This is a genomic window from Lentzea sp. NPDC036955 (assembly GCF_055608005.1).
Genome location: NZ_JBVJRC010000004.1, coordinates 336,430 through 349,615, shown reverse-complemented (window position 1 = coordinate 349,615; position 13,186 = coordinate 336,430). Strand labels below are relative to the sequence as shown.

The window sequence follows — 13,186 nt, the reverse complement described above, 5'->3', positions numbered from 1 at the left end:
CAGCATACTGTGGCGTGGATCACGTTTAACAGAATGAAACCCCTGGAGCGCGGGAGGTGCTCCAGGGGTTCCCGTTGGGGAGGCACTCGCGCCGGGGCGCCGTGCGAGTGCCGGGTTCTCGAGTGTCAGCGCAGGGTGGTGACCTGAGCCTGGGCGATGGCCATCAGCTCGTGACGCATGGCCGGGGTGGTGGCCATGTCGATCGCGCGAGCCACGGCCTTCCGGTTGCGCGCCTCGGCACGACGGGCGCGGAGCTTCGCTGCGAAGTTCATCTCGGTCTGCACTTCCCTCTCGGAGATCTGTTGGGCTGGTGACTCAAGTATGCACCCTGAGCCCGTCGAAAGCACGCGATTATCCGGTGAGGTGGGGCACACGCCGATGAATCGCCGGTGGACAACGTGAACGACCGGACAACACCGGTCATCCCTCACGCCCAGGCAGAGACCGGCCGACGTACGGCCCGGCGGCCCGCTCCAGGCCCGCTCCAAGGGGCACGCGGGGACCCCGCGTGCCCTAGGAGGGTACGAAAGCTCCCCGCGTGCACTCGCGAAGTGAGGATTGGGGGTGCTGGAGGGAGAGCTGGAGGGGGTAGTGGTTGCGGATGGAGTGGGGTGGCGGTTGGGTGGGTGGTGTGGCTGAAGTGGTGACGAAGGGGACCGGCGAGGTCGAGCGGACCGCCGACCGCGCCCAGGTGGACGTGACGTTCGAGGCGCTCGGCGCCGAACGGTCCGAGGCGGTGAGCACGCTCAACCAGCGCATTTCCGCCGTGGAACCGCTGCTGGCGGACTTCGAGGTGCGGTCGCGCCAGCTGTCCGTGCACGACAACTGGGACAACAACCAGCGCATCGGCAGCCGCGCCACCCAGCAGTACGTGATCTGGGTGTCCGACCTCGACAAGCTCGACGGCCTGCTCGCCGAGCTGGTGCAGGCCGAGCCGTCGTGGGTCAACGGACCGTCGTGGACGCTCGTCGACGACACCGAGGCGGTCCGCGAGGCGCAGAAGGAGGCCGTGGCCGACGCGTTGCGCCGCGCCGAGGGCTACGCGAACGCGCTGGGGCGGCGGCTCGGGCCGTTGTTGCGCATCGGCGACACGGACGGCGGCGGCTACTCGCCGAAGATGATGCGCAGCGCGTCGTTCGAAATGGCCGGGCCGGCCGGAATGGTCGACCAGCTGAACCTCAAGGCGCAGCAGATCACGGTCACCGCGACCTGCACCGCGGCCTGGGCGTTGCTCGACTAGCTCCGGCCCGCCCAGCGCTCCAGGGCAGCCGTGGGCAGGTGTGCGCGACGGAGGGTGCTATCCGGCAGCGAGTTCCCAGAAGTCGCGCATGACCGGCGCCGGCTCGGGACTCGTCATGGCCGTGCGCGTGAGCAGCACGGTCACCTTCCGCTGCGCCGGGACGACGTGCAGCGCAGTGCCCGACCCGCCGACCCAGCCGTAGCGGCCGGGGACGTTCCACGGGTCGACGTCCGCTACGTCGACGCTGCCGCCGCAGCCCCAGCCCTGCCCCTCCAGGAAGATCCGCGCGGCCGCCCGCTCGGCCGCCGAGGTCGTGTCGGTCGCGAGCACCGGCAGCAGGTCGCTCGCGAGCAGACCGCGGCCGAACGCCAGCAGGTCGTCCGCCGTGGAGCTCAGGCCACCGGCGCCGGACGGGAAGACGGGGCTCACGAAGCCCGTGGCGGTCATGCCGAACGGCGCGAAGACGCGTTCGGCCAGGAAGTCGGGCAACGAGCCGGTGACGCGGTGGACCAGCACGCCGAGCACGTCGTAGGAGGTGTTGTAGGTCCACCCCGCGCCCGGCTGGTGCAGCAGCGGCACCTCGGCGAGGCGCGGCAACCACTCGTCCGGCGTGGGCAGCTCCGGCACGCCGTGCAGGTGCGCCTTCTCGAACAGCACCCGCGTGGCGGGCAACGAGAAGTCCGCCGTGAAGCCCCAGCCGGACCGCGAGGTCAGCAGGTGCCGGACGGTGATCGGCGTCGTCGCGGGCACCACGTCGTCGGCAGGCCCCTGCGGCGTGCGGACGACCTTCGGCTCGGCCAGCTCCGGCAGCCACCGCGCGACCGGGTCGTCCGGCGCGATCCGGCCGTCGTTCACCAGCAGCTGCGCGGCGTACGCGACGACCGGCTTGGTCACCGACGCGACCGCGAACGCCGAGTCGCGGGTCTCGCCGCCGACCGCCGCGACCTCCACGTCGTCACCGCGGGCGACGAGCGCCACGGCGTTCGGGGTGGTCCCGCGGTGCTTCTCCAGCACGTCCTGCAAGGTCATGGTCGTCATCCTTCTCCGTGAACGGGTCGGATGTGCTGACCTCGGGACCGCGCGGAACTCATCGCTCCAGGATCGCCGTGATCCCCTGGCCGCCGGCCGCGCAGATCGACACGAACCCGCGCCCGCTGCCCTTCTGGTGCAACAGCTTCGCGAGCGTCGCCACGATCCGCGCACCGGTCGCCGCGAACGGGTGCCCCGCGGCGAGCGACGAGCCGTTGACGTTGAGCTTGGCGCGGTCGATCTCGCCGAGGTCGGTCTCCCAGGCCTTCAGCGTCGCGAGGACCTGGGACGCGAACGCCTCGTGCACCTCGTAGAAGTCGAACTCCTGCAGCTTGAGCCCCGCCTTGTCGAGCATCCGCGGTGCGGCGTGCACCGGGGCCATGAGCAGGCCTTCGCCGCCGTGCACGTGGTCGACGGCGGCGGTCTCGGCGAACGTCAGGTACGCGAGCACCGGGAGGTTGCGGGCCGCCGCCCACTCCTCGGTGGCGAGCAGCACCGCGGAGGCGCCGTCGGACAACGGGGTGGAGTTGCCCGCGGTCATGGTGTCGCCGAAGACCGGCTTGAGCTTGGCGAGCTTCTCGACGCTGCTGTCCGGGCGCAGGTTCTGGTCGCGGGTGAGGCCGAGGTAGGGCGTGACGAGGTCGTCGAAGAAGCCCTCGTCGTAGGCGCGGGCGAGGTTGCGGTGGCTGCGCGCGGTCAGCTCGTCCTGGTCCTCGCGGGTGATGCCGTACTCGGCGGCGGTCAGCGCGGCGTGCTCGCCCATCGACCTGCCGGTGCGCGGTTCGCCGTTGCGCGGCAGGTGCGGGACGACGTGGCCGGGCCGCAGCTTGGCCAGCAGACCGACCTTGCGGGTGCGGTTGAACTCCAGCAGCAGCTTGCGGAAGTCCTCGTTCACGCCGATCGGCGCGTCGCTGGTGGTGTCGACGCCGCCCGCGATGCCGGACTCGATCTGGCCGAGCGCGATCTTGTTGGCCACCGCGATGATCGCCTGCAGGCCGGTGCCGCACGCCTGCTGGAGGTCGTACGCGGGTGTCTGCGGGCTGAGCCTGCTGCCCAGCACCGACTCGCGGACGAGGTTGAAGTCGCGCGAGTGCTTGAGCACGGCGCCGGCGACCACTTCGCCGAGGCGTTCGCCCTGCAACCCGAAGCGGCTCACCAGGCCGTCCAGCACCGCCGTGAACATGTCCTGGTTCGACGCGGTGGCGTACGGGCCGTTCGAGCGGGCGAACGGGATGCGGTTGCCGCCGATGATCGCTACTCGCATGCTGCCATACTACCTACTAGCGGGTAGACTTACTAGCGAGTAGGTTGTGTGACGTGGACAGGTACCAGAAGTTCGCCTCGTCGGGACTCGGCCGCCAGCTCGTGCGCAGGCTCGGCCTGCCGAACCCGCATCCGCTCCGCCGCGACGCCGCACTGGCGACACCGGTCCTGGTCGGTGGCACCTCCCGGCTGCCCTTCCTCAAGACGCTCGAAACCGGCTCGGCGCCCTACGGCGCGCTGGTGTTCGACGCCTCCGGCATCGAGACCGTGGCCGGCCTGCGGCAGCTGCACGACTTCTTCCACCCGGTGATCACGCAGCTCGGCCCGTGCGGGCGGGTGGTCGTCATCGGGCGGTCGCCGGACTCTGTGGCGCAGCGGGCCCTCGAAGGGTTCGTGCGCTCGGTCGGCAAGGAGCTGCGCCGCGGCGGCACGGCGAACCTGGTGTACGTCGCCGACGGCGCCGAGGACGGTGCCGAGTCGACGCTGCGGTTCCTGCTGTCCGGGCGGTCCGCGTACGTGTCCGGCCAGGTCGTCCACGTGTCGGGAGCCGCGTCGACCGGCACGCTGGAGGACAAGGTCGCGCTGGTCACGGGTGCCTCGCGCGGCATCGGCGAGGCGATCGCCACGACGCTGGCCCGCGACGGCGCGCACGTGGTGTGCCTGGACGTCCCGGCGGCCGGCGAGGACCTGTCCAGGGTCGCGAACGTGGTCGGCGGGTCGGCGTTGCAGCTCGACATCACCGGCGACCCGGCTCGGTTGACCTCGTACCTGATGGAACGGCACGGCGGCGTGGACGTCGTCGTGCACAACGCGGGCATCACCCGTGACAAGACGTTGGCGCGCATGGACTCCGACAAGTGGGACGCCGTGCTGGAGGTCAACCTGGCCTGCCAGGAGCGGATCAACGCGGCCCTGCTGGACGGCGACGTGCTGCGGACCGGCGGGCGGATCGTCGGGGTGTCGTCGATCGCCGGGATCGCGGGCAACGTCGGGCAGACCAACTACGCCACCTCGAAGGCAGGCGTGATCGGGATGGTCACGTCGCTGGCACCGGTGCTCGCCGAGCGCGGCGCCACCATCAACGCCGTCGCACCCGGTTTCATCGAGACGAAGATGACCGCGGCCGTGCCGCTCCTGACCCGCGAGGTCGGGCGGCGGATGAACAGCCTGTCGCAGGGCGGGCTGCCCTCCGACGTCGCGGAGACCGTCGCGTGGTTCGCCGCGCCCGGATCCGGTGGTGTCAACGGGAACGTCGTGCGGGTGTGCGGCCAGATGCTGCTGGGGGCGTGATGTTGCTGAAGGCGGCGCTCACGGCGTTCCGGCGCGGTGACTCCCTTGCCGCACAACCGGTTTCGGCCACCTACGACGTCTCGCTCAAGCACCTGGCGGTGTACAACGAGGTGTGCGGGTTCGGGCTGCGCGACGCGTTGCCGTTGACCTATCCGCACGTGCTGGGTTTCCCGTTGCAGCTGGAGCTGATGACGGGGGCCGGTTTCCCGTTCCCGCTGCCCGGTCTGGTGCACGTCGCGAACCGGATCACGCAGTCGCGGCCGTTGCGCCTGGACGAACCGCTGGAGGTCACGGTGTCGGCGCGCGACCTTCGCCCGCACCCGCAGGGCAGCCAGCTCGACGTGGTGACGGCGGTGTCCGGTGTCTGGGAAGGGGTGTCGACCTACCTGCGGCGCACCGGTTCCGGCTCGTCCTCCGGTGAGGAGCTGCGGCGGCCGGCCGGGTCGGCGCAGTGGCGGGTGCCCGCGGACATCGGGCGGCGTTACGGCGCGGTGTCCGGCGACCGCAACCCGATCCACCTGCATCCGTTGAGCGCCAAGCTGTTCGGGTTCCCGCGGGCGATCGCGCACGGGATGTGGACCAAGGCGCGGTGCCTCGCGGCGCTGGAAGGCCGGTTGCCCGAGGCCGTGACGGTGGACGTGAGGTTCAAGAAGCCGTTGCTGATTCCCGGCCGCGTGGAGTTTTCCGCGCGTGAGAACGAGAACGGCTGGGGGTTCGCCGTCTGGGGCAAGGGACCCCACCTGCTCGGCTCAGCGACGTGACGGCGGGTGCCAGACGTTGCCGTCGACGAGGTCGCCGAAGCCCATCCACACGAGGTTCATGAGCCGGGCGGCGACCACGCCGGCCGGTTCCTCGGGGTGGTCGAGCCACCAGTCCGCGAGCGACTCGCCGGCACCGACGAGCGCGGCCGCCAGCGACTCGGCCTCCAGCGTGGTCGCCGGCGCCTTCGTCGACTGGGTGAGCAGCGCCGCGACCAGCGACACCGCGCGCCCGCGCATGTCCGCGAGCTCGGCCGCGAACGGCCCGCCCTGCGAGGACGCCTGCCGGTGCAGCACCTGCCAGCTCGCCCGGTTCTCCCCGACGAACCCGAAGAACGCCCGCAGCCCGCTCCACAGCTGCACGTCCGGTTCCTGGTCGGGCTCGACGCCGGTCGCGATGGCCTCGATCATCCTGGTGGCCTCGCGCCGGATGCAGGTAGCGAACAGCTCCTCCTTCGACCCGAGGTAGGCGTAGAGCATCGGCTTGGAGATGCCCGCGACGTCGGAGATCTCGTCCATCGACGCCGCGTGGAAGCCGAGCCGCGAGAACACGTCGACGGCGGCATCCATGATCTGCCGCTCCCGCACGGCGCGCGGCAAGCGCTTGGCTCGACCTTCTGTGCGCATCACTACCCCTCGGTTCGGAGGTGCAAGATTATCCGATCGGCTTGCCGCTCTATCTACTCGCCAGTAGTCTTACTCGCGAGTAGGTACCAGGAGGTGTCTCGATGACGCACGACCTCACGACCGAGGCCATCGCGAAGCTCAGCCCCGCCGAGCTCATCAGCACGTTGCAGCAGATCTCGCCGGACGACCCCGCGCTGAAGGACGTCGACATCGACGTCATCGCACGCGGCATCGACCCGAAGAAGCTCGGCAAGGACGACTTCGCCGCCCTGCTGAACGCCCTCGGCGCCCTGGCCGACGGCGGCGCGGACCTCGACCTCTCGAAGATGGACCCGTCGAACTTCGCCCGCATCATCTCGCGCGCCTCCAAGGACCAGATCGAGGCGGTCGTCGCGGACCCGGCGCTGCGCGTGCGCGTGCTGGACGAGGTGTTCCGCCGCATGGAGGTCCACTTCCGCGCGGACCGGGCCGGTGCCACCCGCGCCGTCGTGCACTTCCACGTGCTCGAAGACGTCTACGAGGCCATCATCGAAGACGCGACGTGCACCATCAACAAGGGCGTGACCCGCGAGGCCCGCGCCATCGTGACCTTGACGCCGGCCGACTTCCTGAAGCTCGCGACCGGCAACGCGTCAGCCCCCGTGCTGTTCATGACGGGCAAGCTGAAGGTCAAGGGCGACCTGGGGTTCGCGGCCGGGTTCATGAGCCTGTTCAACATCCCGAAGGCGTAGGAAGGTTCTCCCGTGGGTGGCTTCTCGCTCGAACTGAACGAAGACCAGACCGACCTGCGCGACTGGGTGCACGGTTTCGCTCGCGACGTCATCAGGCCGGCGGCCTCGGAGTGGGACGAGCGCGAGGAGACGCCGTGGCCGGTCATCCAGGAGGCCGCGAAGATCGGTCTCTACGGCTTCGAGGCCCTCGCGACCTGGTTCGCCGACCCGATCGGGCTGTCGCTGCCCATCGCCACCGAGGAGCTCTTCTGGGGTGACGCGGGCATCGCGCTGTCGTTGATGGGCACCGGTCTCGCGGTCGCCGGCATCTTCGCGGGCGGCGAGCCGGAACAACTGGCCGAGTGGGTCCCGGAGTGCTTCGGCGACGAGTCGGACCCGAAGCTGGCGGCGTTCTGCGCCTCCGAACCCCAGGCGGGCTCGGACGTGGCGGGCTACCGGACGCGGGCCCGCTACGACGAGGCCACCGACGAGTGGGTCCTGAACGGCCAGAAGGCCTGGGCCACCAACGGCGGCATCGCGAACGTGCACGTGGTCACCGCAGTCGTCGACCCCGCCCTGGGCTCGCGCGGGCAGGCCGGTTTCATCGTTCCCCCTGGCACCCCCGGCCTGTCGTCACCGGGCAAGATCAAGAAGCACGGCATGCGCGCGTCGCACACCGCCGACGTGTTCCTGGACGACGTGCGGGTGCCGGGCCGTTGCGTGCTGGGCGGTAAGGAGCGGTTGGACGCCCGGCTGGCACGAGCTCGTGAGGGCCTGAAGGCCGGCGGCCAGGCGGCGATGGCGACCTTCGAGACCACCCGCCCGACCGTGGGCGCGATGGCCGTCGGTGTCGCACGGGCCGCCTACGACTACGCGTTGGAGTACGCGAAGGACCGCGAGGCGTTCGGCCGCAAGATCATCGAGAACCAGTCGATCGCCTTCGACCTCGCGAACATGCGGATGGAGATCGACGCGTCACGCCTGCTGGTGTGGCGGGCGGCGTGGATGGGCCGCAACAACGTGCCGTTCACCGCGGGCGAAGGCTCGATGTCGAAGCTGAAGGCGTCCGAGGTGTCGGTGTGGGCGACCGAGCGGGCGATCCACATCCTCGGCGGCGCCGGCTACACGCGGGAGCACCCGGTGGAGCGGATGCACCGCGACGCCAAGATCTTCACCATCTTCGAGGGGACGTCGGAGATCCAGCGGCTGGTGGTGTCGCGGATGATCTCCGGGATGCAGATCAAGTGAGTTGATCACCCCAGGCCGTCCTCAGGCCGTCTGAGGGGCGGGGTCTTGCGAGGCTTGAAGACCCCGTCCACCGCGAGCCGTCCCCTTCGTCGCCACGGGAACGAGCTGGGCGCCCAGCTGATTCCCGCGTCGTGCGCAGGGTCTAGCCCAGCGGCACCCCGGCGGCGCGCAGCCACTCGCGCTCGCGGGTGTTGTCCGGCATGACGGGCCAGCCGTTGACGCGGCCGATCAGCACCCAGTACCGCTCGGCGCGCGGGTCCGCGAAGTCGGCGAACTCGCGCAGCCGCCGCACGACGGTCTCGTCGTTCGGCACGTCCAGCGCCTCCGCCCACTTCGCGTTGACGCGGGCGACGACCTCCGCGGCCTCCGCCGAGTCCGGTGCGATGCCGGCCTCGATCGCCTGCCGTGCCTGGTCGATGGAGTAGGTGAACGTCTCCATCTGGTTGCCGCTCGACGGCGGGGTCATGTTCACGTTGTCGCGGCGGTACTGCTCGTGCTGCCGGGACATCCGCTTGATCGACGCGCGGAAGTCCGGGTCCTGCACGAGCTTCGCGAGCTCGACCCAGGCCTCCAGCTGTTCCGGCGACGGGTCGTCCGGCAGCTCGATCCGCACGGACCGCATGTGCTGCTCGAACTGCGGGTCCAGCTCGTACGGCCCGAACACGTCCTCGAAGAAGTCGTCGAGGATGCGCTGCCGCTCCTCGTCCGACATGCGGGCCAGCTCGTTCATCAGTTCCATCTCCCCTCCCTTGGCGACGGCGCGCAGCACGGCACGGCGGAGCCGCAACGTCCTCATCTGCGCGTCGATCGCATCAGCGTGTGCACGCGCCACGTCGGTCACCGACACCTCCTTGGCGAGCACCCGCCCGGCCGTCGGCAGGTCCACACCCAGGTCGCGCAGGGTGCGGACGAGCTTGAGCCGGGCGACGGCCTCCGCGTCGTAGGTGCGGTACCCGCCGGCGGTCCGGTCCGTGGGCGGGATGAGGCCCGAGTCCGAGTAGAACCGGATGGTCTTGACGGTCAGGCCGGTCATCCTGGCCAGCTCGCCGATCTGGTAGCGCGTCACGGGGACAACTGTGCAGTCTCCAGTGGCTGGAGGGTCAAGCCGGATTGGCCGAACAGGTGGCTGAACAGCGAAAAGGCCCCCGTGCCGCAGCACGGGGGCCTTTCACGGACCTGGGATCAGTAGGTCAGCGCGATGCCCGGCTCGGCCAACAGCGCGCCGACGTCGGACAGGAACTGCGAGCCCTGCTGGCCGTCGACCACGCGGTGGTCGAACGACAGCGCGAGCTGGCAGATCTTGCGGACCTTGATCTCGCCGTCGACCACCCACGGCATGTCGCGGATCGCGCCGAGGGCGAGGATCGCGGACTCACCGGGGTTGAGGATCGGCGTGCCGGTGTCGACGCCGAAGACGCCGACGTTGGTGATCGTGATGGTGCCGTTCATCATGTCGGCCGGCGCGGTCTTGCCCTCGCGGGCCACCGTGGCGAGCTCGTCCAGCGCGACGGCCAGTTCCTTCAACGACATGCGGTCGGCGTCGCGGACCTTCGGGACCACCAGGCCGCGCGGCGTGGCGGCCGCGATGCCGAGGTGGACGTAGTCCTTGTAGACGATCTCGTTGGCCGCCGCGTCCCACGTGGCGTTGACGTCCGGTGTGCGGCGGGCCGCGAGGATCACGGCCTTGGCGCAGAACGCGAGTGGCGTCAGCTTCACGCCGCGGAACTCCGGGTGGTTCTTCAACCGGGCCCGCAGCTCCATCATCGGCGTCACGTCGACCGTCAGGAACTCGGTGACGTGCGGTGCGGTGAACGCGCTGTCCACCATCGCCTGCGCGGTCGCCTTGCGGACGCCCTTGATCGGCACCCGGCGCTCCCGCGTGCCGTTGTCCACAGTGGACGCGGCAACGGGTGCGGCGGCCGGTGCGGACACCGCGTTCTCCACGTCGGATCGGGTGATCACGCCGCCGGGGCCGGAGCCCGTGAGCGCGCGCAGGTCGACGCCGAGGTCCTTGGCGAGCTTGCGGACCGGCGGCTTGGCCAGCGGCACGTACCCGCCGGGGGCCGAGACCGGAGCCGCCGCAACGGGTTCCGGGACGACCGGAGCCGGAGCCGGGGCGGGGGCCGGCGGTGCCGCGACGGCGGCCGGGGTGACCGCGGCGACGGCGGCGCCGGCCACGGCCGGGGCGTCCTTGCGGGCACGGCGCTTGGCCGCACCGGACTTCGGGCCGTAGCCGACGAGCGTCGCGATGCGCCCGCCCGGCATCTCCTCGCCGATCTTGCCGGACGAGGTGCCGTTCGTCTCTGCCGCGGCAGGAGCGGGGGCGGGTGCGGCCGCGCCACCGGGGTCGGTGTCGATCGTGATGATCGGGACGCCGACCTCGACGGTCTGACCGGGCTCCGCGAGCAGCTCGGTCACGACGCCGGCCCACGGGCACGGCAGCTCGACGGCAGCCTTGGCCGTCTCGATCTCGACGATGATCTGGTTGACCGTGACGGTGTCACCCGGCTTCACGTGCCAGGTGAGGATGTCGGCCTCGGTCAGCCCCTCAGCCGTGTCCGGCAGGGGGAACTGCTTGTACTGCGGCATTTCCGGTTGTCCCCTTACCAGGCGAGAGAGCGGTCGACGGCGTGCAGCACCCGGTCGAGGTCGGGGAGGAACTCCTCCTCGAGCTTCGACGGCGGGTACGGGGTGTCGAAACCGGTCACCCGCAGCACCGGTGCCTGCAGGGAGTAGAAGCACTCCTGCTGGACCTTGGCCGCAATCTCGCTGGCGATCGAGGACTCGGACGGCGCCTCGGACACGACGACCAGCCGGCCGGTGCGGCGCACCGACTCGAACACCGGCTCCAGGTCGAGCGGCGACAGCGTGCGCAGGTCGATGACCTCCAGCGACGTGCCGTCCTCGGCGGCCGCGTTGGCGGCGTCGAGCGAGGTGCGGACCATCGGGCCGTAGGCGACCAGCGTGGCGTCCGTGCCGGGACGCAGCACGCGCGACTCGAACAGCTTGCCGGGCTGGGTCGTGGTGTCGACCTCGCCCTTCTCGTAGTAGCGGCGCTTCGGCTCGAAGAACAGCACCGGGTCGTCGCAGTCGATCGCCTGCTGGATCATCCAGTACGCGTCGGCCGGGTTCGAGCACGAGACGACCTTGAGGCCGGCGGTGTGCGCGAAGTACGACTCCGGGGACTCCGAGTGGTGCTCGACCGCACCGATGCCGCCACCGAACGGCACGCGGATCACGATGGGCATCTTGATCTTGCCCTGCGTGCGGTAGTGCAGCTTCGCGACCTGCGACACGATCTGGTCGAAGCCGGGGAAGATGAAGCCGTCGAACTGGATCTCGCACACCGGGCGGTAGCCGCGGATCGCGAGGCCCACGGCGGTGCCGATGATGCCGGACTCCGCGAGCGGCGTGTCCAGCACGCGCTGCTCACCGAAGTCCTTCTGCAGGCCGTCGGTGATGCGGAAGACGCCACCGAGCTTGCCGATGTCCTCGCCCATCATGATGACCTTGGGGTTGGCCTCCATGGCCGCCCGCAGGCCCATGTTGAGCGCCTTCGAGATCGTGAGCGTCTGCACCGGGGTCGCCGGGGCGGCAGCGGTGGAGCGGTCCATCGTCGGAGCAGCCATCAGTGCTCACCTCCAGCAAAACCCGAGACGTAGTCGAGGAACTCATCGCGCTGCGCGTCGAGGTTGGGGTTCCCCTCCGCGTAGACGTTGCTGAAGATCCGTTCAGCCGGCGGGTCGGGCATGTTCGTGCAGAACTCCCGCAGCTCCTCGCCGAGCTTGTCGGCATCCGCCTCGACGCCCTCGAAGAACGCGCTGTCGGCCCACTGCTGCTTCACGAGGTAGACCTTGACCCGCTCGATCGGGTCCTTGAGCTTCCACATCTCCAGCTCGTCCGACAGCCGGTAGCGGGTCGGGTCGTCGGAGGTGGTGTGCGCGTCCATCCGGTAGGTGAACGCCTCGATCAGGATCGGGCCGTTGCCGTGGCGGCACTCGTCGAGCGCCCACTTCGTCACGGCGAGCGTGGCCAGCACGTCGTTGCCGTCGACCCGGATGCCGGGGAAGCCGTAGCCGCGAGCGCGCTGGTACAACGGCAGGCGCGACTGGCGCTCGGTGGGTTCGGAGATGGCCCACTGGTTGTTCTGGCAGAAGAAGACCAGCGGCGCGTCGTAGACCGCGGCCCACACGAAGCCCTCGTGCACGTCACCCTGGCTGGTCGCGCCGTCGCCGAAGAAGCACATGGTGGCTTCTCCCTCGTCGTCGCCGACCTTGCCGTCGAACTTCTGGCCCATCGCGTACCCGGCCGCGTTGAGGACCTGGTTGCCGATGACGATCGTGTACGGGTGGAAGCGCTTCTCGACCGGGTCCCAGGTGCCCTGGTCGGTGCCGCGGAAGATGCCGAGCAGCTCCGTCGGGTTGATCCCGCGGGTCCACGCGATGCCGTGCTCGCGGTAGCTCGGGAAGGCCATGTCGGTCGGGCGCATCGCGCGGCCGGCACCGATCTGCGCGGCCTCCTGGCCCAGCAGCGGCACCCAGATGCCGAGCTGGCCCTTGCGCTGCAACGCGTTCGCCTCGCGGTCGACGCGGCGGATCAGGACCATGTCGCGGTACAGGCCGCGCAGCTCCTCCGCCGTGATGTCGATGTCGAAGTCGGGGTGCTCGACCCGCTCGCCCTCGGGGGTGAGGAGCTGCACCAGGTCGGCGCCGCCCTCGTCGGTCGCTCGCAAGCCCGCGATCACCTGTTCCGCCGTCGGTTTCGCGGCAGTGGCGGCCGGCGCTGCGTCCGGCTCAGGGTGCGTCCATTGCTCAGGGGACGACATGCGCCTTCTCCTCTGTCTTCTCCGACCGCCCGATCGCTCGTGACGACCTCGTGCGGCGACGTCGGCGGTCGCCGCCAGCCCTGTGGGGCCGGAGGCAGCCGTCGACGGTGACGGTGGCTTACGACCACATCCTGACACGGCCTCACCCGAGTTGGTGAGACCCGTCCCACTTCGTAACACACGAGTCAACGTTCTG

Annotated in this window: 13 protein-coding genes; 5 read left to right on the top strand and 8 right to left on the bottom strand. The window is 70.3% G+C overall.

All coding sequences use genetic code 11. From position 1 onward, the window contains the following. Positions 1 to 125: 125 nt before the first annotated feature. Complete coding sequence (locus ACZ7CF_RS15060) at positions 126 to 272, bottom strand: hypothetical protein (protein WP_167969512.1); 147 nt, start codon at positions 270 to 272, stop codon at positions 126 to 128. Between the two features lie 359 nt (positions 273 to 631). Here ACZ7CF_RS15060 and ACZ7CF_RS15055 point away from each other — a divergent pair, with 359 nt between their 5' ends. Beyond that, positions 632 to 1,240 (top strand): SIMPL domain-containing protein, encoded by a 609-nt coding sequence (locus ACZ7CF_RS15055; RefSeq protein WP_458429901.1) that lies wholly within the window; start codon positions 632 to 634, stop codon positions 1,238 to 1,240. 57 nt (positions 1,241 to 1,297) lie between these two features. Here the strand turns inward: ACZ7CF_RS15055 and ACZ7CF_RS15050 are convergent, their stop codons facing one another. Both ACZ7CF_RS15050 and ACZ7CF_RS15045 read right to left on the bottom strand, forming a co-directional pair. Next, complete coding sequence (locus ACZ7CF_RS15050; protein WP_470369792.1) at positions 1,298 to 2,269, bottom strand: serine hydrolase domain-containing protein; 972 nt, start codon at positions 2,267 to 2,269, stop codon at positions 1,298 to 1,300. A 58-nt stretch (positions 2,270 to 2,327) separates the two neighbouring features. Continuing rightward, positions 2,328 to 3,533 carry an acetyl-CoA C-acetyltransferase gene (locus ACZ7CF_RS15045; RefSeq protein ID WP_360394064.1) on the bottom strand — a complete coding sequence of 402 codons (1,206 nt, stop codon included), beginning with the start codon at positions 3,531 to 3,533 and terminating at the stop codon, positions 2,328 to 2,330. A 53-nt stretch (positions 3,534 to 3,586) separates the two neighbouring features. Between ACZ7CF_RS15045 and ACZ7CF_RS15040 the strand changes: the two genes are divergently transcribed. Continuing rightward, positions 3,587 to 4,822, top strand: a complete 1,236-nt coding sequence (locus tag ACZ7CF_RS15040) for a 3-oxoacyl-ACP reductase (protein WP_470369791.1) — start codon at positions 3,587 to 3,589, stop codon at positions 4,820 to 4,822. Then, positions 4,822 to 5,583, top strand: coding sequence for a MaoC family dehydratase (locus tag ACZ7CF_RS15035; RefSeq protein ID WP_470369991.1), 762 nt, complete (start codon positions 4,822 to 4,824; stop codon positions 5,581 to 5,583). The genes ACZ7CF_RS15040 and ACZ7CF_RS15035 overlap by 1 nt, the downstream gene beginning before the upstream one ends. On the opposite strand, the gene ACZ7CF_RS15030 is transcribed toward ACZ7CF_RS15035, so the two are convergent. Beyond that, positions 5,572 to 6,207 (bottom strand): TetR/AcrR family transcriptional regulator, encoded by a 636-nt coding sequence (locus ACZ7CF_RS15030; protein WP_360394060.1) that lies wholly within the window; start codon positions 6,205 to 6,207, stop codon positions 5,572 to 5,574. The two genes, ACZ7CF_RS15035 and ACZ7CF_RS15030, sit on opposite strands and share 12 nt — an antisense overlap. A 101-nt stretch (positions 6,208 to 6,308) precedes the next feature. Between ACZ7CF_RS15030 and ACZ7CF_RS15025 the strand changes: the two genes are divergently transcribed. Both ACZ7CF_RS15025 and ACZ7CF_RS15020 read left to right on the top strand, forming a co-directional pair. Continuing rightward, positions 6,309 to 6,938, top strand: coding sequence for an SCP2 sterol-binding domain-containing protein (locus ACZ7CF_RS15025; RefSeq protein WP_360394057.1), 630 nt, complete (start codon positions 6,309 to 6,311; stop codon positions 6,936 to 6,938). A gap of 12 nt (positions 6,939 to 6,950) precedes the next feature. Beyond that, positions 6,951 to 8,165 carry an acyl-CoA dehydrogenase family protein gene (locus ACZ7CF_RS15020; protein WP_360394054.1) on the top strand — a complete coding sequence of 405 codons (1,215 nt, stop codon included), beginning with the start codon at positions 6,951 to 6,953 and terminating at the stop codon, positions 8,163 to 8,165. Between the two features lie 142 nt (positions 8,166 to 8,307). On the opposite strand, the gene ACZ7CF_RS15015 is transcribed toward ACZ7CF_RS15020, so the two are convergent. From ACZ7CF_RS15015 to pdhA, 4 genes are all read right to left on the bottom strand, one after another. After that, complete coding sequence (locus ACZ7CF_RS15015) at positions 8,308 to 9,231, bottom strand: helix-turn-helix domain-containing protein (protein WP_470369790.1); 924 nt, start codon at positions 9,229 to 9,231, stop codon at positions 8,308 to 8,310. Between the two features lie 116 nt (positions 9,232 to 9,347). Then, a complete protein-coding gene (locus ACZ7CF_RS15010; RefSeq protein WP_470369789.1) occupies positions 9,348 to 10,754 on the bottom strand; it encodes a dihydrolipoamide acetyltransferase family protein in 1,407 nt (468 codons plus the stop codon). 14 nt (positions 10,755 to 10,768) lie between these two features. Beyond that, a complete protein-coding gene (locus ACZ7CF_RS15005; RefSeq protein WP_470369788.1) occupies positions 10,769 to 11,794 on the bottom strand; it encodes an alpha-ketoacid dehydrogenase subunit beta in 1,026 nt (341 codons plus the stop codon). Beyond that, complete coding sequence (pdhA, locus tag ACZ7CF_RS15000) at positions 11,794 to 12,990, bottom strand: pyruvate dehydrogenase (acetyl-transferring) E1 component subunit alpha (RefSeq protein WP_470369787.1); 1,197 nt, start codon at positions 12,988 to 12,990, stop codon at positions 11,794 to 11,796. The genes ACZ7CF_RS15005 and pdhA overlap by 1 nt, the downstream gene beginning before the upstream one ends. Positions 12,991 to 13,186 lie beyond the last annotated feature (196 nt).